This window comes from Candidatus Latescibacter sp. IFSED24 (assembly GCF_058273205.1).
On record NZ_CM177850.1, the window covers coordinates 3,436,785 to 3,458,748 of the forward strand.

General features: G+C 68.8%; 19 protein-coding genes. 7 read left to right on the forward strand and 12 right to left on the reverse strand.

Translation table 11 applies throughout. The features are described from left to right. Positions 1-9: 9 nt before the first annotated feature. The 5 genes from IFSED24_RS13975 to IFSED24_RS13995 form a co-directional block, all read right to left on the reverse strand. Positions 10-549, reverse strand: a complete 540-nt coding sequence (locus tag IFSED24_RS13975) for a hypothetical protein (RefSeq protein ID WP_491332088.1) — start codon at positions 547-549, stop codon at positions 10-12. Between the two features lie 158 nt (positions 550-707). After that, positions 708-2,180 (reverse strand): C10 family peptidase, encoded by a 1,473-nt coding sequence (locus tag IFSED24_RS13980; protein ID WP_491332089.1) that lies wholly within the window; start codon positions 2,178-2,180, stop codon positions 708-710. Between the two features lie 125 nt (positions 2,181-2,305). Beyond that, positions 2,306-3,688 carry an MATE family efflux transporter gene (locus tag IFSED24_RS13985; protein ID WP_491332090.1) on the reverse strand — a complete coding sequence of 461 codons (1,383 nt, stop codon included), beginning with the start codon at positions 3,686-3,688 and terminating at the stop codon, positions 2,306-2,308. Positions 3,689-3,789: 101 nt separating this feature from the next. Beyond that, positions 3,790-5,388 carry a right-handed parallel beta-helix repeat-containing protein gene (locus IFSED24_RS13990; RefSeq protein ID WP_491332091.1) on the reverse strand — a complete coding sequence of 533 codons (1,599 nt, stop codon included), beginning with the start codon at positions 5,386-5,388 and terminating at the stop codon, positions 3,790-3,792. A gap of 58 nt (positions 5,389-5,446) precedes the next feature. Then, complete coding sequence (locus tag IFSED24_RS13995; protein ID WP_491332092.1) at positions 5,447-7,645, reverse strand: APC family permease; 2,199 nt, start codon at positions 7,643-7,645, stop codon at positions 5,447-5,449. Between the two features lie 184 nt (positions 7,646-7,829). Here IFSED24_RS13995 and IFSED24_RS14000 point away from each other — a divergent pair, with 184 nt between their 5' ends. Then, positions 7,830-8,795: an alpha/beta hydrolase family protein gene (locus tag IFSED24_RS14000; RefSeq protein ID WP_491332093.1), complete on the forward strand. Its 966-nt coding sequence runs from the start codon at positions 7,830-7,832 to the stop codon at positions 8,793-8,795. Between the two features lie 10 nt (positions 8,796-8,805). Here IFSED24_RS14000 and IFSED24_RS14005 read toward each other — a convergent pair whose 3' ends face one another. Together IFSED24_RS14005 and IFSED24_RS14010 are read right to left on the reverse strand one after the other, a co-directional pair. Continuing rightward, entirely contained in the window at positions 8,806-9,243 is a 438-nt protein-coding gene (locus IFSED24_RS14005; protein ID WP_491332094.1) for a CGGC domain-containing protein, read from the reverse strand. Between the two features lie 67 nt (positions 9,244-9,310). After that, on the reverse strand, positions 9,311-9,589 hold the full coding sequence (locus IFSED24_RS14010) for a hypothetical protein (RefSeq protein ID WP_491332095.1): 279 nt from the start codon (positions 9,587-9,589) through the stop codon (positions 9,311-9,313). 182 nt (positions 9,590-9,771) lie between these two features. Here IFSED24_RS14010 and IFSED24_RS14015 point away from each other — a divergent pair, with 182 nt between their 5' ends. Then, positions 9,772-10,335 carry an NUDIX hydrolase gene (locus IFSED24_RS14015; RefSeq protein WP_491332096.1) on the forward strand — a complete coding sequence of 188 codons (564 nt, stop codon included), beginning with the start codon at positions 9,772-9,774 and terminating at the stop codon, positions 10,333-10,335. A gap of 8 nt (positions 10,336-10,343) precedes the next feature. Here the strand turns inward: IFSED24_RS14015 and IFSED24_RS14020 are convergent, their stop codons facing one another. The 3 genes from IFSED24_RS14020 to IFSED24_RS14030 all read right to left on the reverse strand — a co-directional run bounded on the left by IFSED24_RS14020 (position 10,344) and on the right by IFSED24_RS14030 (position 12,389). Beyond that, the gene (locus IFSED24_RS14020; protein ID WP_491332097.1) at positions 10,344-10,955 is read right to left on the reverse strand and encodes a peptidoglycan DD-metalloendopeptidase family protein; all 612 of its coding nucleotides are present in this window, start codon (positions 10,953-10,955) and stop codon (positions 10,344-10,346) included. A 32-nt stretch (positions 10,956-10,987) separates the two neighbouring features. Next, entirely contained in the window at positions 10,988-11,767 is a 780-nt protein-coding gene (locus IFSED24_RS14025; RefSeq protein ID WP_491332098.1) for a dienelactone hydrolase family protein, read from the reverse strand. Between the two features lie 163 nt (positions 11,768-11,930). Further along, the gene (locus tag IFSED24_RS14030; RefSeq protein ID WP_491332099.1) at positions 11,931-12,389 is read right to left on the reverse strand and encodes a hypothetical protein; all 459 of its coding nucleotides are present in this window, start codon (positions 12,387-12,389) and stop codon (positions 11,931-11,933) included. 316 nt (positions 12,390-12,705) lie between these two features. On the opposite strand from IFSED24_RS14030, the gene IFSED24_RS14035 reads away from it, so the two are divergent. From IFSED24_RS14035 to IFSED24_RS14055, 5 genes are all read left to right on the forward strand, one after another. Then, a complete protein-coding gene (locus tag IFSED24_RS14035; protein WP_491332100.1) occupies positions 12,706-13,209 on the forward strand; it encodes an acyltransferase in 504 nt (167 codons plus the stop codon). Positions 13,210-13,220: 11 nt separating this feature from the next. Further along, on the forward strand, positions 13,221-15,020 hold the full coding sequence (locus tag IFSED24_RS14040) for a hypothetical protein (RefSeq protein WP_491332101.1): 1,800 nt from the start codon (positions 13,221-13,223) through the stop codon (positions 15,018-15,020). 178 nt (positions 15,021-15,198) lie between these two features. Further along, positions 15,199-16,719, forward strand: coding sequence for a DUF2868 domain-containing protein (locus IFSED24_RS14045; protein ID WP_491332102.1), 1,521 nt, complete (start codon positions 15,199-15,201; stop codon positions 16,717-16,719). After that, positions 16,716-18,119, forward strand: coding sequence for a GTPase/DUF3482 domain-containing protein (locus IFSED24_RS14050; RefSeq protein ID WP_491332103.1), 1,404 nt, complete (start codon positions 16,716-16,718; stop codon positions 18,117-18,119). The genes IFSED24_RS14045 and IFSED24_RS14050 overlap by 4 nt, the downstream gene beginning before the upstream one ends. Before the next feature lie 158 nt (positions 18,120-18,277). Continuing rightward, positions 18,278-20,926 carry a cache domain-containing protein gene (locus IFSED24_RS14055; RefSeq protein ID WP_491332104.1) on the forward strand — a complete coding sequence of 883 codons (2,649 nt, stop codon included), beginning with the start codon at positions 18,278-18,280 and terminating at the stop codon, positions 20,924-20,926. Here IFSED24_RS14055 and IFSED24_RS14060 read toward each other — a convergent pair. Together IFSED24_RS14060 and IFSED24_RS14065 are read right to left on the reverse strand one after the other, a co-directional pair. After that, positions 20,907-21,542 (reverse strand): hypothetical protein, encoded by a 636-nt coding sequence (locus IFSED24_RS14060; RefSeq protein WP_491332105.1) that lies wholly within the window; start codon positions 21,540-21,542, stop codon positions 20,907-20,909. The genes IFSED24_RS14055 and IFSED24_RS14060 overlap by 20 nt on opposite strands. 160 nt (positions 21,543-21,702) lie before the next feature. Then, positions 21,703-21,918, reverse strand: a complete 216-nt coding sequence (locus IFSED24_RS14065; protein ID WP_491332106.1) for a hypothetical protein — start codon at positions 21,916-21,918, stop codon at positions 21,703-21,705. Between the last annotated feature and the right edge of the window lie 46 nt (positions 21,919-21,964).

Genomic DNA, 21,964 nt, shown 5'->3' on the forward strand with positions numbered 1-21,964 from the left:
CCGCGCCCGCTAGCGGTAGAGCGCCTTGACGCCGGTGAAGGACAGGCCCTCGGTCGGCGTGATCTCCGTGCCGATCAGGCGGATCTCCCAGACATAGGATTCGTGGGCCGAGACGGCGAACATCGTCGGCACGCCGGCTCCCGCCGTGACGGTGAGCGTCTGGTTGTCTTCCTGGTAGCTCGACATGGAATCCACGAGGCCGTCCGCATCGTAGAGGAAGGCCCGGGTGCTGCCGGCGAAGTGGGTCTCGTAGACATCCACCTCCACCGACTCGACCCCCTCGATGTTGGTGAGGTCCAGCACCAGGCGCGAAGGGTAGAGGTAGACGCCCTGGAGTCCGAAGTTGTTGGCGTCGGCGATGAACAGGCAGTAGCCGGGTGTCTGGTCCTCCGCCGTGGTGGCGCTGAAGTGCAGCTCGCATTCGGCTTCGAGGAATGGCGCGTCGCAGGCCACCGCGGGGACCTCGTCCAGGGTCAGGACGATCTCGGCCGCCAGCGCGGGCGCACTGACCAGGATGGCGGCCATGAGCAGCAGGAACAGGCGAGTCATGATGCTTCCTCCGGATTCGGGACCATGGGTGGAATCGGGAGACGAAAACATCTTATCATATTTTCCGAACGCCGGGCATCTCAAGCTCGAATGATCAAAGACGTGGTCGAGCCAGGGCCAGAAGGGTCACTCTGGGCCTCCACGCGCTTCGACCCGGCTCACTTCGCCAGGACGATCCGCGTCGAGGTCACCGCATCGCCGAGTTCCAGCCGCGCCAGGTAGACGCCGCTGGGCCGATCGTGCGGCGTCCAGCTCACCGACCGCCGACCGGCCGCCACCTGCTCGTCGAGAATCGAGGCGACCCGACGGCCGGCGAGGTCGTAGATCGCGAGCCGGGCGTGCGCGGCGGTCGGCGCGGTGAACGTCACCGTGGTCCGCGGGTTGAACGGATTGGGATAGGCGGTGAGACGCGGACCGGTCATGACCGGAGCCGTGTCGCCAGCCGCCGCGGTGACGATCGGCTGGATGTCCAGGACCACGCCCTCGATGACCGTCAAGCCGTAGGGGATCTCCTCGGGCAGCAGGTACCAGCCGTTGTAAGGGCCGCCCCAGCCGAAGTTCAGGTGGTAGTAGTCGTCGCTGTTGTAGCCGTCGACCACCACGTTGTGGCCCATGGTCCAGCCGGGGTCGACCACCGCGAGGTGGGCGGGCGATCCCTCCTGGATCTCGGCGGCGAGCCGGGAAAAGAGGTCGGGATCGGCGGCGGTGAGCAGCGCACAATCCTGGAAGCCGAAGCGGAGGTAGGCGTCGTAGGCCTGGTCCACGCCGAAGGTGCCCGAGCCGCCGGCGGAATAGACCTGCCGCGCCGCCACGCCGCAGGCGAAGACCAGCGCCGCCTTGTCGGTGGCGGTGGGAGCCAGGCCCGCGGCCCAGTGGTCGGTCAGGGTGGCGAGGTGGCCGTTGAGCGTGGGGAAGTTGGCGAAGTCGTACTGCTCGGCGGCGTCGTCGATCCAGTAGGCGTTGCCGGCGTAGCTGTGCCAGTAGCGGTCGTCCAGGCCGAAAGCGGTCTCCTGGATCGTCTCGTGGTAATTCAGGATCATGCCCATGGCCACGGCCGGGCAGCCGGCCACGCTGCGGCCGCCGCCGCCGGCGAGGTCGCGCGGACAGAGGTCGTTGTAGGGCGCGTTCTGGGTCCAGTTCGACGGGAGCCAGCCGCCGGTGGGGGTGGAGCCTTCGGGGGGCCACTGCTCGAACCTGGCCGGTTCGGACGAGCCTGCGCGGAGGTCGGTCCAGGCGGCGCGCCAGGCGGCGCGGGTGGCGGGATCGAGGTGGTCGAGCGCGGCGAGGCGGGCGGTCAGGTCCGCGGTCAGGAGCCGGCGCAGCGGGTTGTCGGCCGGCGCGTCGTCGGGATAGGGAGCGTCGAGAGCGTAGGCGATCACCGGCGGCAGGTCGGTGTCGGCGGCCACGACGACGTAGCCGGTGGGATCCAGCGTGTAGATCCGGGCCAGCGTGCGGTCGCCGTCGGTGAGGTCGGCCTGCCACGCGACGGTGCGCTCGGCCGCCGCGAGGCGGGCGAGTTGCGCGTGGGCGATGAGCAGGGACGCCTCGGGATCGGCGGGGGCGGCCAGGAGCAGGCGCGTGGCCGTGAGTACGGTGAGGCTGAAGACGGCCAGGGCTAGGCGCAGCTTCATGGGAGGAACCTCTCGTCGGGGCGAGCGCCGTGACCCCGAGGGGCGGCGCGGACGGATCTTGTCGATCGTCGTTCATTATCCGACGGAAGTGTTGCGAAAACGTTGCGTCGCGGCCGATGACCGCTTCAGGACCCCGGCTCCGTCACGACCGCCTGCCGGGCTTCCAGCCCCTTCACGAGCTGCTGTGCGAACACGATGGCCACCAGCGCCGCCGTCCAGGCGATGATGAAGATCCCCCACCAGATGCCCATGAGCCCCAGGTCCCACACCCGGGTGGCGAGCCAGAACACCGCGGCCGGCGCCACGATCTGCCTGCCGAGGCCGATCCACAGTGCGAACGCGGGTTTCTTCAGACCCTGCAACACCGAGGTGTTGATGAAGAGCGCCACGTAGGCGAACTCGATGAAGGCGGCGATCCGCAGGTACGGCACCCCGATGGCGATGACCTGGGCATCGTCGGTGAACAGGCTCATGAGCGGCCGCGCCCCGAAGTAGATCAGGGCCGTGCCGAACACCATGATCAGCGCGCCGTAGGCCAGCGCCGTACGCACCGTCGAACGCACGCGGTCGAAGCGGCCGGCGCCCCCGTTCTGGGCCGCCAGGGTGAGCGCCGCCACGTTGAGGCCGATGGCCGGCAACAGAACGATCTGCTCGATGCGCGTGGCCACCCCGTAGGCCGCCACGGCGTCCTGACCGAACTCGCTGAGGAAATACGTGATGATGAAGATCCCCAGCGCCACGGTCATCATGTTGAGGCTGGCCGGAACACCCTGGCCGGTGATGGCGCGCAGGGTGGGCCAGTGCGGTCGCCAGCGCGCACCCTCGCTGCGGAACAGCAGGCCGGTCCGGCGCGCGCGCCAGCCCAGGAAGACCACGCCGCCGCTCTGGGCCAGCACGGTGGCCAGCGCGATGCCGCCCACGCCCATGGCCGGCACACCGAAGCCGCCGTACATGAACCACGGATCGAGGCCGATGTTGACCGCGGTGGCCACGATGAGGTAGTCGCGGAAGCTGCGGGTGTCGCCCTGGGCGTTGAGCACGCCGTTGAACATGTAGAAGGTGAGCACCATGGGCGACCCCGCCAGGATCACGTTCATGTACTCGAGGCAGATGGCGAGGTACTGGTCGGTGGCGCCCAGGAGGCGGAACAGTCCGGGCGCGGCGAGGTAGCCGGTGGTCATGACCACGGCGGTGAGCAGCACGCCCAGGATCAAGCCCTGAGCGCCGGTGAGCGCGGCCTCGCGCCGGTCGCCCGCGCCCAGGGCCTGACCGATGAGCGCCGTGGCGCCGGTGGAGAATCCCGAGGCCATGGCGATGAGCACGAAGTACACGGGGAACGACAGCGACAGCGCGGCCAGGGCGTCGGTGGAGAGGCGGCCGGCATAGAAGGTGTCGACCACGTTGTACATGGTGTTGAAGAAGAAGCCCACGCTGGCGGGGATGGCGAGCCGGCGCACGAGCTGCCCGATGGGCGCGGTGGTGAGGTCGCCTTGGGCAGGGGCGGACATGGCGCGGGCCTCCGGAAGGATGCACGACGGCCGGGCCCTGGCGCGGGCCCGACCGTCCGGTCTGTTCAAGGTAGCGGTGTTCGGCGGGGAGGCAACGCCGGCTAACGGACCAGCATCATGCGCCGCGTCTCGTCCTTCCGCCCGGCCGACAGGTGGTAGAAATAGACCCCGGAAGCCACGGCCCGGCCCATGGCGTCGCGTCCGTCCCATTCCACCGTGTGCCGGCCGGCCGCCAGCACCTCGTTCACCAGCGTCGCCAGGCGGTGTCCGCCGACATCGAAGACGGTCAGCGTCACCGGTCCGGCCTGTGCCAGCTCGAAGCCGATGGTGGTGGTCGGGTTGAACGGATTGGGCCGGTTCTGCGCCAGGGCGGTCACCCGCGGGGGGCCGCTCACGCCGGTCGTCGGGGACACGGCATGGTGGAAGCCGAGGTCGACGAGGCCGGTGTCCTCGACCTGGTCGGTGCGGGTGGTCCGTTCGGCGAGCTCGGGAACCTGGGACACGTCGCACCAGCCCGCGTCGATGCACGGGCTGTCGACGCCCTGGCCGGCCGCCACGCACGACAGGAAGTACCCGGGCAGGACCCCCGCGGGATCGGCGACGAAGACGGGATCCAGAACCAGGTTGTCCCCGTACGGATAGCCGCCCTGGATGTCGCAGTCGTCCACGTAGTAGAGGTTGGCCGGATAGATCTGGGCGCCGTCGGGAGCGCTGTTGCCCCAGAAGATGCAGTGGCGGACATCCACCGCGAGGTCGCCGTCGACGTAGAGGCCGCCGCCGTAGCCCAGGTCCTCGAGGCCGACCACGTTGTCGGCGATGGTGCAGCTGACCACGTCGACATCGCTGTCGCGCAGGTAGACGCCGCCGCCGGCCAGATCCGGCGCGGCGTTCTCGACGATCAGGTTGTCGAAGAGGATCCCCGCGCAGCCGTCGCGCAGCGCCACGCCGCCGCCGTAGTGGAAGCCCTCGCAGCCGGCGATCACGTTGTGGGCGATGTCGACCGTGGAGGCGGTCCCCGAGATGCCGCCGCCCTGGCCGTGCGCGCTGCAGTCCAGGATCTCGTTGTGACGGATCACGATGTCGGTCTGGTGGAAGCCGATGGCGCCGCCGCCGTGAACGCACGCGGCGGCGGCATGGCAGTCGCGGAAACGGTTGGCGATGATCCGCGGCGCGCCGCCCTGGCACCAGATTGCGCCGCCGCCGTTGGGGTCCCAGCCGTCGTCGATGGAGCGGCAGGCCTCGAACCGGCAGTGGGTGACCAGGGGCGAGCTGTCCATGCTGAAGATGGCCCCGCCCGAGCCGCCCGCGGGCGGGTATCCCGCGCGCAACGCCTCGGTGAGGACGCAGTGCGACAGGATCGAGCCCTCGTCTGCACCGAGGAACTGGATGCCGTTCCAGGTGGATTCCGGTGTCCAGGGGGCGAAGGTGACGCTGTCGCCGGGCGCGCCTTCGGCCTGGAGGACCCCCTGCACGATCAGCGGGAATCCCTCCTCGAACCGCACGGCGACGCCGGGCTCGATGACCAGCGTCTCGCCGGGCAGGATCCGGAGCGTGTCGGTGGCGACGTAGGGGCTGCCGGCCGCCGACCAGGTTCCGGAGACCGGGCCCGAGACGAAAGTGTCGGCGTGGCCGGTGGCAGCGAGGAAGACGAGAATAGAGAGGATGGCGACTCGGACCTGAAGAGGACGGTGGGATAACATGGCGAATCCCCCTTCGCTAGGTCGGGAAGAATCCACCCATATTATAGCATGGATCGGGCTACTGCTCCGCCCCACCCTCCTCGTCCGGCAACACCAGATCCCCCACGAACAGGCTGGCGTTCTTGACGAAGAACACGTTGGGCAGCCCCTCGCTCAGCGCCTCCATGCGCTTGGCGTACTCCGCTTCCTCGCCCGCTTCGGGCGTGGCCAGACCCAGCAGCACCACCTCGGCGTCGGCGCTCTCGCGCCGGATGATCTCGGCGACCTTCGCCTCGGGGTCCTTGAGCAGCACCCGGACCTCGGCGTCGATCCGGATCTCCTCGAGCAGGCGGTGGAGGTAGGTCTCGTTCCGCTCGCGGACGAGGTCGGTGGTGGCCAGGCTCATGATGGTGACCTGCACTCGCCGCCAGGCCGAGTTGCGCGCCAGCAGGAAGGTGAGCAGCAGCATGAGGTCGCCGTTGTGCTGCAGGCCGCCCCACCACACCACGATGCGCCGCGCGCGGCCGGCCCGCGGGTAGAGCAGCTGCGGCCGGATCCGCGCGAACACCAGCGACTTCTTGAGCCGCTCCAGCCGGCGCATGGCACGCAGGAACGAGACCTGGAGGCCGGCGTCCTCGGGCCAGCCCAGCAGGACGGTGTTGCTGGCGATGCCGCCCATGCCGTTGGCCTGGGCCACGTCGACGATACCGTCGACCAGGTCGCGGGCGAGGTCGACCTCGGGGAACGCCACCATGCCCTCGGCGGCCAGGATGTCGTGGAGTTCGGTGTCGAGCTGTTCGAGGTCGGTGTCGGCCTCGGGCGTGCCTTCCACCAGGAGCTTGCAGACCGTGACCACGCCGCGGCCCTGGCTGAACCAGTCGCCGAAGCGCACGAGATCCAGCTCGGTGCGGATGTCGTCCACGAAGACCAGCACGTGCGGGCGCCAGTTGCGCGAGGTCACCGGGTGCTGGTCGAGCTTGATAAGCGCCCAGCGCGCCAGGCTCTCGTACAGGCCGCGGCGCGCGTCGCCCCAGCCGGCCTGGTGCTCGCGGCGGGAGAGCCACAGCCACAGCCCGACCTCGGCCACCAGTGCGATGATGCCGGCCACGGGGTTGATCAGCAGCATCACCGCGAGGCAGGCCACACCGCCGAGCAGGTTGATCGGCCAGGGCGAGTGGATGCCCGGCCGCCACGACGGATCGCCGCTGAGCGACTCGAACGCCGCCACCATGTTCACCATGCCGTAGACCGTCAGGAAGAACATGGAGACCACCGCGGCCACGGTGTTCAGGTCGCCCAGGAAGACCGCCCCCAGCGCCAGCGCCAGCGAGACCAAGAGCGCCGGTCGCAGGTCCAGCTCGCCATCGCGGTGGCGGTTCAGGAAACGTGGTGCCAGGCCGTCGCGCGCCAAGGCCCCCAGGGTGCGCGGCGCCCCCAGGATCGACCCCACCGCCGACGAGAAGATGGCCGCCCACAGGCCCGGCAGCACCACCACGGCGCCGCCGGTGGCGATGCGGGTCCACACGAGAGGATCGCTGCGCAGGGTCTCGGGATCGGCGCCCACCGCGAGCAGGACCGGCACGACCAGGTAGACAGCGAGGCCGGTGGCCACCGCGGCAAACGCACCGCGCGGCAGCGAGCGCATGGGATCGCGGAGGTCGCCCGAGAGCCCCAGTCCGGCCATCACTCCGGTGACGGCGGGGAAGAACACCGCGAACCCGCCCCAGAAACCGACCTCGCCGGACCCCGGACCCAGCGGGATCACTTCCAGTCCCGAGTGCACGAGCGCACCGGCCGCAAGCCCGCACAGCGAGATGCCGACGAAGATCAGGAGCGGCAGCTGCGCCTTGAGCGCCTTCTCGGCCCCCAGGAACGCCAGCACCCCCACCGCCAGGATCACCCCGCAGGTCACCGGCTGGATCGGCAGGTCGGCCCAGATGATGCGCAGCGACTCGGCGAAACCATAGGCATAGAGCGTGACCGACAGGGCCTGCGAGAGGAAGAGCGGCAACCCGATGGCGCCGCCCAGCTCGATGCCCAGGCTGCGCGAGATGATATAGTAGGCCCCGCCCGAACCTACCTGGGTGTTGGTCGCCACGGCCGAGAACGACAGCGTGGTGATCAGGGTGATGACGTTGGCCAGCAGCACGATGGGGATGACCTTGCCCAGGCCGAGGTGTCCCACCAGCCAGCCGAAGCGCAGGTACATGATGACGCCGAGGATGGTCAGGACCGTCGGCGTGAAGACCCCGTAGAATGTCCCGAGCTTCTTGGTCATGCCAGCCTCCCGTCAGTGGCGACCCAACCTGCGGCGGCCGTCATCAAACAGTGGTTGCCGGGTTTCCGCCAGGGCGAACTCTACCACACCGGCGAGCCGTGGCGGCCGCGGCCTGAACGCGGTAGGATCTCGGCCTATCCGGAAGGCCGACCGGAGGCCATCCCCACGCCCGAAAGGACGACCCATGCCACGGCCTTGCCAGCTCCTCCTCCTCGGCGCCCTCCTCTGCCTGACCCCGCTCGTCCGCGCCGCCGAGAACGGCACCATCCTGCGCCGCCAGCCCGTCGATCTGGCCGCCCTGCTCGCGGCCGACCAGCCGCCGCACGTCCGCGACATCGTCGAGCCGATCGTGGGCGAGGTGGACCTGGCCTGGATCACCTACGCCAGCGACGGCCTCGCGGTGAACGGCTACCTCGCCCTACCCCGCGAGGGCGACGATCTCCCGGGCCTCATCTTCTGCCGCGGCGGCAACCGCGAGTTCGGCGCCTGGAGCGACCTGCGCGCCGCCGCGGTCCTGGCGCCGCTGGCCGCGCGCGGCTACGCGGTGGTCGCCCCGCAGTATCGCGGCAACGACGGCGGCGAGGGTCGCGAGGAGTTCGGCGGCGCCGAGGTCGCCGACGTGCTCAACCTGGTTCCGCTGCTCGAGAACCTCGACGTCGCCGACGCCGACCGCCTCGGCCTCTACGGCTGGAGCCGTGGCGGCCTCATGGTCTACCTCGCCCTGGCGCGCAGCGACCGCTTCGCCGCCGCCGTGGTGGGCGCCGGCCTGGCCGATTCCTTCGACCTGCTCGAGCGCCGGCCCGACATGGAGCCCGACGTCTACGCCCAGCTCGTGCCCGGCTGGCGGACCGACCGCGAGGCCGCGCTCGCGCAGCGATCCCCGGTCCGTTGGGCCGACCGGCTCTGCCCCACCACGCCCATCCTCCTCCTGCACGGCACCGCCGACTGGCGGGTCCACCCCACGCAGGCGCTCCACATGGCCGAGGCGCTGCTCGCGGCCCGGGTCCCGTACCGGCTAGTGATGTTCGAGGGCGGCGATCACGGTCTCAGTGAACATCGCGAGGAGGTGGGCGAACTGGCTACCGACTGGCTCGACCGCTTCGTCCGCGACGGTGCGCCGCTGCCCGACCTGCAGCCGCACGGACGATGAAGGCCGTCGCTCAGTCGTAGGCCAGCCGCGTCGGCTGGTCGGCCATCAGGTCGGTCAGGTCAGTGGTGGTCGCCATGGCCGGCCAGGTGCCGAGCTGCTCGTGCACCAGGTTGTACTTCTCCGGAATGGGGTGCGTGCCGACCACCACGTCCATCCCGTATTTCTCGGGGATGAACGCCTGGAAATGCTCCAGGTGCGGACACGGCGGGTAGCCCACCACGAAGCCCGTGGCCAGGTGGACCACCGTCGCCCCGTTCTTCTGCATCTCCTCCGGCGCGTACTCGATGTTGCCGCCGGGACAGCCGCCGCACGAAGTGAAGCCCACCAGCTCCACGTCCTGGCCGGCGTAGCGGGCGAAGCCGCCCACGCGCTCCTGCAGCGAGCGGAAGCACTTGCCGCCGGCGCAGCTCCGGTAACGGTCGCAGATGATGATGCCCAGCTTGACCATGCCGCTCTCCTCGCTTCGAGTGTCGGACTCTCCTGACCTAGGAGAGGTAGTCGATCTTCGTGCAGCCTCAGCCGTCCCAGAGGCGGTCGTACTGGTCGAGGCGCTTCTGGACGAACTGGTCGGCCGCGCGCTTGTTCTGGAAACCGCGGACCGCGATGAGGTCGGGACCGGCCTCCTCGACGGCCACCAGACGGCCGGCGAGCTTGCCGACCCGCAGCAAGCCGGCCAGGCCGGTTACATGGACCGTGGTCTCCACGAAGGACGCCGACAGCTCGCCCCAGCCACGCCGGGTGGTGGCGAACACGCGGCCGGCGGCCAGGGTCTCTCGGGCGTCGTCTGCGAGCATGGCGGCGGCGGCCTCCGGGGTTTCCGAAACCAACGATGGCGCGATCCTAGCACGCTGGATGCCTGGTCGTCCAATCCCGCCCGGGACCACCGGCGCGGGGCGGATCCGCTTGCCCCCGTTGTCGACAGGCCATTCCTTGTTCCCAGCCACCCGGACGACCGCACGCTTAGGAGCCTTCCGCCATGAGCAAGCTCGAGCCTTTCCGCTACACCGGACGACGCACGCTCCAGGAGACCCGGATCTTCCATCTCGTGGAGGCCACGGCCGTCTCGCCGCGCAACGGCCACAGCCGCCCCTACACCACCCTGGAGACCCGGGACTGGGTGAACGTCATCCCGCTGACGCCCGACCGCGAGGTGGTGCTGGTTCGGCAATGGCGGCACGGCATCCGCGATTTCACTCTCGAGATTCCCGGCGGCCTGGTGGATGAAGGCGAGACGCCGGCCGAGGCCGCCGCCCGCGAGGTCCGCGAGGAGACCGGCCACGTCGGCGATCCGGTGGAGCCGATCGGCGTGGTCGAACCCAATCCGGCCATCTTCGACAACCACACCCACACCTTCCTGCTGGAGAACTGCCGGCCGGTGGGCGCGCTGCAGCAGGACGACGGAGAGGACATCGAGGTGTTGCGCCGACCTCTGGCCGCGGTGCCCGGCCTGATCCGGGACGGCCGCATCCGCCACTCGCTGGTGATCTGCGGATTCTGGTGGCTGGCCCTGCGAAGGCCGGATCTGCTGAGACTCGACTGATTCCGCGCTCAGACCAGCAGATCCATGGGGTCCGGGCAGCGCGCCAGCCAGCGGGCGCGCTCGCTGCGCCGGGCCACGCCGGGGAAGTCGCCCCGGAAATCGAGCAGGTCCTCGATGCGCTGGAAGTGGAGGTGGGGCGGCCAGCCGCCGTTCTCCTCGGGCGCGCCCAGCCAGGCGAAGACCTCGCCGGCCGCGATGAGCTGGCCTTCCCGGAGCCCGGCGACCGAGCGGTGCGCCAGGTGGCCGTAGAGCGTGTAGAAGCCTTCGTGGGCCAGGATCACCGTGCCGCCGTAGTCACCGAAGCGATCGTTGACGGCGCGGCTGTGCACCGCGGCCGCCAGGGGCGCGCGCAGCGGCGTGCCGGCATCGGTCCAGACGTCCACGCCCAGGTGGACGGTACGCGGCTCCTCCTCGGTGCCGAAGAGAGCGCTGGCGCGGTAGACCACACGATCCTCGTCGTAGCCGCCCACGAGCGCGGGGGCGGTGCCGCGTCGCGCGTCGATGAAGGCGGTGAAGGCGGCGAGGTCGGCGACATCGAAATCGACGGCGGCCAGCGAGACCGGCCGGGCCGCGCTCATGGCGAAGGGGAAGATCGGAACCGGTCCGGGGGTGCTCGACATGCTGACCTCGCTACTGCCGGCGATCTCCCCGGCTACTCGAATATCTCGGCGAAAAAGGCCTGCAGCTGCTGCCACGAGCGGCGGTCGGCGGCAGCGTCGTAGGCCGCGCCTCGCGACGGGTCGTCGCCGGCTCCCTGCTGGGTGAAGGCGTGGACCGCGCCGGAGTACATGACGAGCTGGTAGTCTACACCCGCGGCCTCCATCTCGGCCACGAAACCCTCGACGTCCGCCGCCGGCACGTAGGGATCGACGGCACCGTGGCAGACCAGGAGGCTGGCCTGGATGTCGCCGGGACCGGCGGGCAGCGGCGTGTCCAGGTTGCCGTGGAAGCTCACGGCGCCCGCCACCGCGGCGCCCGACCGCGCCAGTTCCAGGGCGGCCGCGCCGCCGAAGCAGTAGCCGATCACCGCCACGCGGTCGCCATCCACCTGGGGATGCCGCTTCAGCTCGGTCAGGCCCGCGGCGAGCCGGGCGCGGAAGAGCTCCCGATCGCCGTAGTAGATGGTCGCCTGCTCCCGCGCCTCGTCGGTGTTGCGGGGGCGGATGCCCTGGCCGTAGACGTCGGCGGCCAGCGCCACGTAGCCCAGCTCGGCGAGCATGCGCGCGCGCATGCGTTCGTTCTCGCTCGGGCCCATCCACTGATGGATCACGAGCACGCCGGGCCGGCGGACATCCGTATCCGCAGGGTGCGCCAGATAGCCCTCGAGTACGGTTTCACCTTGCCGGTACGTCACGGTCTCGGTGACGACCTCGGCGCCGGCGGTCGCTGCCGCCATCAGAATTGTCGTCAAGAGAATCACGATCCCACGCATGCCTGTCTCCCTGATTCGGGTCTGTGCATTTATTGAGATAAATTTCATCCTTTTTGATCTCGACCGCCACAGGGCACCTGATGCCGTGACGACGCTGACCGCCCGTCCAACGCGTTCCACGGAGTGGACGAGTCCGAGGCGGTCACCAATCAGCGCCGCCAGGTCATCGCCCAGGCCCTTCTCGATCGATCCGCGTCAGGAACCGCGTCTGGGTGTCGTCTTCCGGGTCGAACGCCGCCGGGCGCGTACCGGTGGGGGACATCCGGATCTCCAGGCGGCCATCGGCGAGCTTCCTGACGATGGCGAAGACCGTCGTCCACTCCGAGCCGTCCTGACCGCACTCCCCCAGACAGAGATCGAGTCCGCACGGTGATAGCTCGGGAAGGAGCAGGTATTCACCCTTGGTCTCCACACCAACGCCATCGGCATGCTGCTCGGTCTTGACGTAACGACCGTCATCCGCGAAGACGATCGACGCGGCGGTGATTCCCGGGACGGCGGTCATGGTCCAGTCGCCCATCAGGTCCTCGGCGAGGATCCGGGTGGCGTCCGCGGCCTGGTTTTCGTCAGCGACAGACATGGCGACCAGAATCATCGACAGGGTCAGAACGATGGCCAGCATGGATCTCTTCATGACAATGTCCCCTCGCGAATGGGTGCAGCTTCGACTCTTTCGAAACGCAATGATGATTCTCGAATCACGGCATTGGACCGTACTTCACCCAATGCCATGGCTGCGAAGCCCGGGCAGCCTACCGGACAGATGACCTCTTCATAGACAATGTGGATTGTTTCCTGCCAGGTGATATCATACTGTCGGCGTGAAGAAGGCCTCGGCCAGTGGGGGTACGGCATTGCCGCCGTCTCGATGTCGAGATGAACGCCGAGCGTGACAGAATGTATACCGGCCAGGCTGATCACAAGAACAGGTAGGTTCGATGCGTCGCAAGTGGATCGGCCGACGGGTTCTCAACAGGCTGCTGTCGTACCTGGCCCAGCGGGTTCCTGGCGCGACGAGCCTGCGTCCTCTGCTCCACCGCTGGCGCGGCGTCAAGATCGAGGGACGGGTCTTCATCGGGGATCAGGTATACATTGAGAACGAGTACCCGGAGTGCATCACGATCCGCGATGGCGCCCAGCTCAGCATCCGGACGACCATCGTTGCTCATGTACGCGGTCCCGGCAAGGTGATCATCGACAAGGACGTTCTCGTGGGACCCCATTGCGTGATCACAGCCACACCTGGAATGACCCTGACCATCGGCGAAGGCACCGTGGTCGGGGCCCTGACTCCCGTCACGCGCAGCGTGCCTCCGCACTCCCTGTACACCGCCAGCAAGCCCTCCGTGGTCGCCAAGGTGACCACTCCCTTGACACTCGATACCAGCTACGAGGATTTCGTCGCCGGATTGCGGCGTATCGAGCGGGAGAGACGGCCATGAGCCAGCAGCACGTGAAGATCTGCCACGTGTTGACGGCCGAAGAGCCTGTTCCCACCGACGAGCGTATCCTCCGTTTCTCCCGCTTCTTCGGCGTCCGCACGCGACGGTTGAGGGTCTCGCCCGGCAACCTCGCGGCCACCCTCTCCAGCTGGGCACCCGGACAACTCCATCTCATCACCTCGGCCGCGACCCTGCACCGCATCCTTGCCCGGGACCCGGACCCTGAGCTCACGGCGCGGTCCCTGAGTGAACATGTCGGCAGCATGCTGGTGTTCGGCCTCGTGCCCGGAGCCGCGAGCGATGGTGTCCTGCGCACCCTGCTCGGGTCCGAGGCGGTCTCCTGCCGGGACCATGCGAACACGGATGCACAACTCGAGTTCCTCGACGACCACTCCCCGGCAACCCGCCCCCTGCATGGGGCCAGCTTCCCGCTCCCGGTCACCAAACCTACACCGACCGGCTGGTTGGAGGGGCTGACTGATCTTGGCGGACAGCCGTTGATCCTGGCCGGCGGACAGCCGTTTCATGTCTTCTTCGCGAGGGCGCACGGTCCCCAGCACTTCGTGGCCGTCCGCGAGGTCATCGATCTCGACGAGCCCACCGGTCTCGATTTCGATCTCGGCGATCACGTGTCCGGATTCGCGCCGTTTCTCATCTATCTCCGGCAGGTCTTCGGTGAATCGACCTACCATAGCGCCGCCGCGCGTGCCGCGTTGATCATCGACGATCCCAGCCTGCAACCCAAGCATGGCTGTCTCCATTATGACGAGATCCTGGCCGACATGCAGAAACGCGACTATACCACCACGATCGCCTTCATTCCGATGAACACCGAGCGGACCGATGCCGAGGTCGCCCGCACCTTCCGCGAGGAGCCAAGACACCTCAGCATCTGCGTCCATGGCTGCTTCCATACGCGCCACGAGTTCGGCAATACGGACCAGGAGTCCACCGATCGCCTCTCCCAGACCGCCATCCAGCGCATGCGGCGGCACGAGCAGCGAACCGGAGTGCCCTTCACGCCAATCATGGTCTTTCCCCACGGGGTGTTCGCCCCCCAGGCCCTCGGCTCCCTCCTCCGAGCCGGATTCATGGCCGCCGTCAATACACACATCCACCCCCGGAGAGGGCAGAGCAACCAGCGCACCATCGCGGATCATCTGGCCATCGCTGTCCGCTCTCCCGACGGTGTGGCTCTCTACCGGCGACACAGCGTACTGGGGCCGACGACCGCTTTCCAGATCCAGGCCTTGCTCGGCCAGCCAATCCTGATGTCGGCCCATCACGAGTTCTGCCGGTCAGGCCTGGGGCCCCTCCACGAATTCCTCGACGGCGTACACGAAACTCTACCTCGACTTACCTGGGATTCGCTCGGCGAGGTGATCCGACGCAGCTTCCTCCAGCGACGACGCGCAGATGGGCGGCTCGAGTGTCTCGTGGCCGCCAATGAGGCTGTGGTCGAGAACCTGAGTGAAGAGCCCGAGGAGTATCTGATCGTCCGGCGGGAACCTCCGGAGAGTCCGGTCCTGCGGGTCACCCTCGACGACCAGGAGATCGAACCGCGACGCCGATCGGGCTTGCTGACCATGCCCCTGCACCTCGACCCGGGAGCGACCGCGCGAATCCGTTTCATCCATCATGACGAGAAAGCCACTGAACTCCCGGACAACGCACTGTCCGTGCCGCCATCAGCCGTGGTGCGGCGTCAATTATGTGAGTTGTGGGATAATCTGGTCAGTCACCAGACGGCTTTATTGACCCCGCTCACTTCGCTCAAGGAACGCTACTCCCGCGGCTGGCCTCGCGAATAACTTGTGCCATCGAGATTGTGTCTGGCCTGGAATCTACTCCGAGAACAGCATCATCACTGTCATCCAGATAGCCAGAAATCATATACCATGGTCGTAGAAGTCACGAAATCGACCGGACACACTCTCCGTGGCACAACCTTGACGTCCACCACGGGGTCGGGGACAATCCGCCACGACCATGAACAACCAGCCAACCAACCCCTCCCTCGGCGACGTCGTCGACCTCGCCCGCCAGCTCGCTCTCGACGCCGAGGTGTCGGGGGCGAGCCTGCGCCATCGCGACCGCGCCATCGGTCGCGAGCTGACCGCGCTGCAGCGGCGGCCCGTCGCCCAGCTCCTGGCCTGGCTCCACCGGGTCCGTGAAGAGCGGGGCGATCGTCTCGGCGAGCGTCTGACCGCGCTCCAGCGTCTGGGTCTGGCCCTGCTCGCCGTGGCCGGCCTCGCCGCCGGCTGGGGCACCGCAGCCGTGGTCTTCCACTACGACGGCACCCATCCGGTGAACGTGATCCACGTGCTGGCGGTGTTCGTGCTGCTGCCGCTGGTGTTCCTGCTGGGCTTCGCGCTGGGGCTGGTGCCGATGCGGGTGGTACGCCGGATCCCGGGACTCGGCGCCGTGCAGGACATGATGGGCCTGGTGAACCCCGGCCGACTGCAGCGCCTGCTGGCGCGTTACCTGCCGCAGCAGCAGCGCGAATTCCTGACCTCGTTGCTGGGGCGGGGGGAGTCGCACCGCCGGCTCTTCGGGCGCGTGGATCGCTGGGTGGTGGTGCGCGCCTCGCAGGTCTTCGCCCTGAGCTTCTACACCGGCGCCACGGCCAGCGCGGTCTACCTCGTGGTGTTCTCCGACCTGGCCTTCGCCTGGAGCACCACGCTCGCCGCCAACGCCTCCGACCTACAGCGGTGGACCGACCTCGTGTCCTGGCCGTGGGCCTGGGCCTGGCCGGACGCACGGCCCAGTGCCGACCTGGTGATCGAGACCCGCTATTTCCGCCTCGGCGAGGGCAGTTTCCCCCACACGAGCTCGCCCGCCGGCCTGGGCGGCTGGTGGCCGTTCCTGGTGATGTGCCTCGTGGTCTACGGCATGCTGCCGCGGCTCCTGACCCTGGCGCTGGCCTGGTCACGGCTGCGGGTGGCCCTGCACCGCACGGCCCTTCACCTGCCGGGCACGGCCGAGGTGCTGGAGCGACTCAACACCGAGCTGGTGGAGACCCGGGCCGAGACGCCGGACCAGGCCGGGCCGGCCACGGACTCCGCCGCCGACCTCGCGGAGACCGGCAGTCTCCGCGGGCGCACGGTCACGGTGATCGACTGGGCCCAGGCCGCCGCCGACCGCCCCGCCGCCGCTACCTGGCTCGCTGCCACCTACGGCCTCCAGGTGGGCGGCTGGCATTCCGCCGGCGGTTCGCGTTCCCTGGCCGACGACGACGCGGCGCGAACGGAGGCCATCGCATCGGCCGGCGACGTCGTGGTGCTCGTGAAGGCCTGGGAGCCGCCCATGGGTGAGCTGCTCGACTTCCTGCGCGCGCTGCGCTCCGAGGCCGGCGAGGGCCGCCCGGTGCACGTGCTGCCCTTGGCCATGACGACCGGCGGCGCCCCCGCGGCGGCCTCGTCCCGCGACCTCGCGCTCTGGCGCCGCACCCTGGCCAGCCTCGGCGACCCATGGCTCCGGCTAGCCCGAACCGCAGGCGGTGACGCATGAACGAGCAGCCCAGCTTCGCGGTGGTGGGGCACCCCAACAAGGGCAAATCGAGCATCGTCGCCACGCTGGCCCACGACGACAGCGTCCGGATCGGCGACCTGCCCGGCACCACCACCCACTGCCGCACCTACCCCATGAAGGTGGACGGCGAGGTGCTCTACAGCCTGGTCGACACGCCGGGCTTCCAGCGCGCCCGCGCCGCCTGGGAATGGCTCCAGGCGCGCGAGACCACGGCGGATCGTCGGCCCGACCTGGTCCGGCAGTTCCTCGCCGAACAGGCCGATACGGGGCGTTTCCCCGACGAATGCGAGCTGCTGGCCCCGGTGATGGCCGGCGCCGGCATCCTCTACGTGGTCGACGGTTCGGTGCCCTACGGTCCCGAGTACGACGCCGAGATGGAGATCCTGCGCTGGACCGGCCAGCCCCGCCTCGCGCTCATCAATCCCATCGGCGAGGCCGACCATCTCGCCGCGTGGCGCACGGCGCTGGGCCAGTACTTCAGCGTGGTGCGGGTCTTCAACGCGGTGACCGCCGACTTCACCAAGCGCGTGGAGCTCCTGCGCGCGTTCGGCCAGCTCCGCGACGAGTGGCGCGCCCCGCTGCAGCGGGCCACCGACAGCCTGCTCGCCGACCGTCGCCGCCGCCGCGAGGCCGCCGCCCGCGCCGTGGCCGCGGGACTGGCCGAGACGCTCTCCCTCCAGGTCGATCGCACCCTGGCCGTCGACCAGGATCCCGAGGCGCTCAAGCCCGACCTCGTGGCCGAGTTCCAGAAACGCCTCGAGGAACTGGAACGACGCGCTCGCCAGGCAGTGGAGGCGGCGTATGACCACCACACCCTCGAGCGCCGCGAAACCGCGCTCGAGGCCCTGCATGCCGAGGACCTGTTCTCCAGCGAATCGTGGCGCGTCTTCGGGCTCACCCGGCTCCAGCTGCTGGGGCTGGGCGCCGTGGGCGGCGCCGCCGCCGGCGGGGCCATCGACCTGGCGGTTGGCGGCGCCAGCTTCCTGGCGGGCACGCTCCTCGGCGGAGGCATCGGCGCGGCCTCCACGCTGCTCGCGGCCAACCGGCTGGTGGATGTGAAGGTGCTCAACGTGCCCATGGGCCGGCGCGCCCTGGTGGCCGGGCCTTCACGCAATCGCAACCTGCCCCATGTGGTGCTGGGTCGGGCGCGGCTGCACCACGCGCTGGTGGCCGGCCGGTCCCACGCCCAGCGCGGCGCCCTGGATCTCGACACCCAGGCCCGGCAGCTCCTGGCACCGCTGGACGAACGCACGCGCCGTACCATGGAGAAGAGTTTCGGGCGGCTGCGAAGCAGCCGGGACGTGGGTGAAACCACCGAGCGTCTGGCCGACGAGATCGCGGCGGTATTCGCCCGGGACGAGGAACGCGGCTCCTCCTGACCTTACGATTAATCTTTAACAAATCAGACAGGCTACCGATATCCTAGTTCAGGAATCTGAGCAGGGATCCCGTGCGTAGCCTGGAGTATTCCGACTTGACCAACACGACCTCCACGAGAACGCCAGTTGCGACGACATCCAGCCGCGGATCCGGCCGGTTGCCCTTGACCTGGGCCACCTGGCGGGCCACGGCCCTGCGCACCATCGTCCCGGCCCTGCTGACCCTGGGACTGTTCGTCGCCATGGTCTTCATCGTCGCGTTGCCCGCCTTCGAGAAGCACCTCCTGTCCACGCGTCAGGAGACGGCCCAGAATCTGGTGGAGTCGGCCATCACCCTGCTCGCCAGCTACGATCGCCAGGTCGCCGACGGCGAACTCACCCGGGAAGAGGCCCAGGTCCGCGCCATGGAACGCCTGCGCACCCTGCGCTACGGCCCCGAGGGACGCGACTACTTCTGGATCAACGACCTGCAGCCCGTGGTGCTCATGCACCCCTACATGAACGAGATCGAGGGCAGCGACATCTTCTACATCCCGGACGCCGAGGGCCGGCCGCTGCTGCTGGCCTTCCTTGAGATCGTGCAATCCCCCGAGCGGGGCGGGTTCTGCTATTACCAATGGCAGGATCGAGACAAGCGCACCAAGCCGCAGGACAAGGTCTCCTACGTCGAGCTCTACGAACCCTGGGGCTGGATCGTGGGCACGGGCGTGTACCTCGACGACGTGAAGGCCAGGATCGCCGGCATGACCCGCACCCTGACCACGGTGAGCCTGCTGATCCTGCTGGCCATGGCGGTGATCTCGGTCTTCGTGATCGTCACCTCGGTGCGCCGCGAGATCCTGCGCCTGAGCGCCGAGCAGGCCGTGCGCGAGCGGGAACAGACCATGCAGGCGGTCCTCGACAACACGGTGCAGTTCATGGGCCTGCTCTCGCCGGACGGTCGGGTGCTGCACGTCAACCGGACGGCCCTGAGCTTCATCGGCGCCGAGGAGCAGGAGATCCAGGGAATGCTGTTCTGGGACACACCCTGGTGGGCCCATTCGACGGTATATAGGACGGACCTCCAGCACATCGTCGCCGAGTGCGTGCAGGACAAGCGACGGATCTGTAGCAGCGCCACGAACAGCGCGCCGGACGGCACGGTGATCGAGATCGACTTCTCGCTCTCCCCCATCCTCGACGACCAGGGCCGCGTCACCCAGGTCGTCGCCGAAGGCCGCGACGTCACGGCCATCAACCGGGCCAGCCTGGCGCTGCGCAAGAGCGAGGAGGAGCTCGCGACGATCCTGGATTCGATCCAGGACGGCGTGATCGCCGTGGGTGTCGATGGACGCATCCTCCGCCTGAACCCGGTGGCCGAACACCTGCTCGGTGCTTCCGGACCCGACGGCGTCGGTCGCCTGCTCGACGAATCGCTGCACCTGTTCGATCTGGACGGAACGCCCATCACGGGCCTCTGCGACCGGCTGCTCTGCATCGCGGAGACCAGCCAACCGTTCCAGGCCCAGCTCGCGGATCCGGCGGGCGAGCGGCTGACCGTGGAGATCACCGCCGCCGCCGTCGCCAGCGCGGACGGGTCGCCGGCCGGCGGGGTCATCGTGCTACGCGACCGGACCGAGGAGATCCACCTGCGCCAGCAGCTCGATCAGGCTCAGAAGCTCGAGGCCATCGGCCAGCTCGCCGGGGGCGTCGCCCACGACTTCAACAACCTGCTCACCGGCATTCTCGGCAACGCCCAGCTCCTGCACGAGCGGTCCGCCGCCGGCAGCCCCGAGGCGCAGCCCACCCAGGAGATCATCGACGCCGCCAACCGGGCCGCCGACCTCACCCGCCAGCTCCTGGCCTTCTCGCGCAAGGGCAAGTACCAGAACGCTCCGGTGGACACCCACGATCTGGTGGCCAAGGTATCCAGCCTGCTCTCCCGCAGCATCGACAAGCGGATCCAGCTGCAGACCGACTTCGACGCCGATCGGCCCTTCGTCGAAGGCGACTCCTCCCAGCTCTACAACGCGCTCTTGAACCTGGGACTCAACGCCCGCGACGCCATGCCGGAGGGCGGCACGCTGCGCATCAGCACGCGCAACGTCACCCTCGCCGACAACGACCCGCGCCTGCGCGGCATGGACCACCCAACGGGCGATTACCTGGCGCTGTCGGTGGCGGACACCGGGATCGGCATGGACGAGGAGACGCGCCGGCGCATCTTCGAACCGTTCTTCACTACCAAGCCCCTTGGCCGGGGCACGGGGCTCGGACTCGCCGGCGTCTACGGTTGCGTGGTCAACCACGACGGTCTGATCGAGGTGGCGAGCACGCCCGCCGCAGGCTCGGTATTCACCATCCTGCTGCCCGTCTCCGCCCAGCCCGCGCCCGTGGCCGAGGCGCCCCGGACCCTGACGGCCGACGGCGAGGGGCGCATCCTCGTGGTCGAGGACGAGGAGGCCGTGCGGACCTTCGCCGGCCGCGCCCTCGAGCGGTTCGGCTACGAGACGGTCCTCTGCGCCGACGGCGTCGAGGCCACGGCCTACTTCCAGGAGCACGCCGCCGAGGTCGACCTCGTCATCCTGGACCTGATCATGCCGCGGCTCAGCGGCGAGGAGACCTTCGCCCGCCTGCGGCAGATCAGCGAGGACGTGCCGATCCTGATCGCGTCGGGGTTCTCGCAGAACCAGACCGTGGCGGACCTGATCCAGCAGGGCGCGGCCGGGTTCCTCGCCAAGCCGTATCCGCTGGAGCAGCTGGCGCAGACGGTCGGCAGACACGTGCGGCGGCCGGAGCTGGCGCAGCTCAGTCGATCGCCTGGCTGAACACGACCAGGTCGCTCAGATTGATCGTCCCGTCGGGCCAGAGGTCGGCCCAGGCGCGGTACTCTCCGTAATCGCAGAAAGCCTGCGTGAAGAGGACGATGTCGGTGAGGTCGACCACGAGATCGGCGTTGATGTCCGGGCTACGCATCGTCAGGTTGACCCGGCTCTCCCAGGCACAGCCGGTGAATCCCGGCACGGTGGCCATGAAGACGATGGGGCCGTCGGTGTGCCCGCCCCCGCGCAGCTGCTGCAGAGCCACCGTGGTCCAGCCATCCTCGCTCGAGGGTGGCGCATCCAGGAGCAGGGGTTCGTCCAGCAGGATGAAGCCGTCCGGGGCTTCCGTTGGCAACAGGATGAGTTCCTGGGCTTCGACCATCGGCTCGATGTAGCTGCAGATCCCCCAGTACGCGTCGAAATCCGCGTGGGCGACCTGGACATCGAACGGGTCGTGCCACTCGCTGCCCGGAGCGGCGAAGATCCGGGCCGTGTGGGTGGGATGGATCACGATGACGACTTCGTAAGAGGGCGGATCGATTTCGACGTAGGCATACGGGTCCTGCGCCGTGGCCGGGACGGCCAGGACGAGCAGGAACCACAGGGCGAGCAGGTTCCTCATGACAATATCCCCCAGCGTTGGGCAGCGTCGATCGGGGTGGCTGCGTGACCGTGAGTTTACCAGATCATCGCCGTCTCTTCAACTTTGGCGGCCGGACGCGACCTGGCGTACGGCTCACTGGACCAGGACAAGCTTGGCCATGGTCCGGCGGTCTCCCCGCTCAGGACCGCCTGGTACACGCCGGAGGCCAGCCGGGCGCCGTGCGGACCTCGTCCAACTGCTCCTGATCGTCGACGAAGGAGAACACCAGCGTATCGGTCTGGTCCCAGGCGAAGTCGAACCGCCAGGTCCGCGCGTCGACGCGGTAGAGGCCGGGCTGCGCGAAGGCGGTATCGATGGACGCCGTGGCCGCGAAGGTGGCTGGGCGAATGGCCATGGTCGTGGCTCGCGGGACGAATGGAAGCCCCCATCGATCGCCTCGA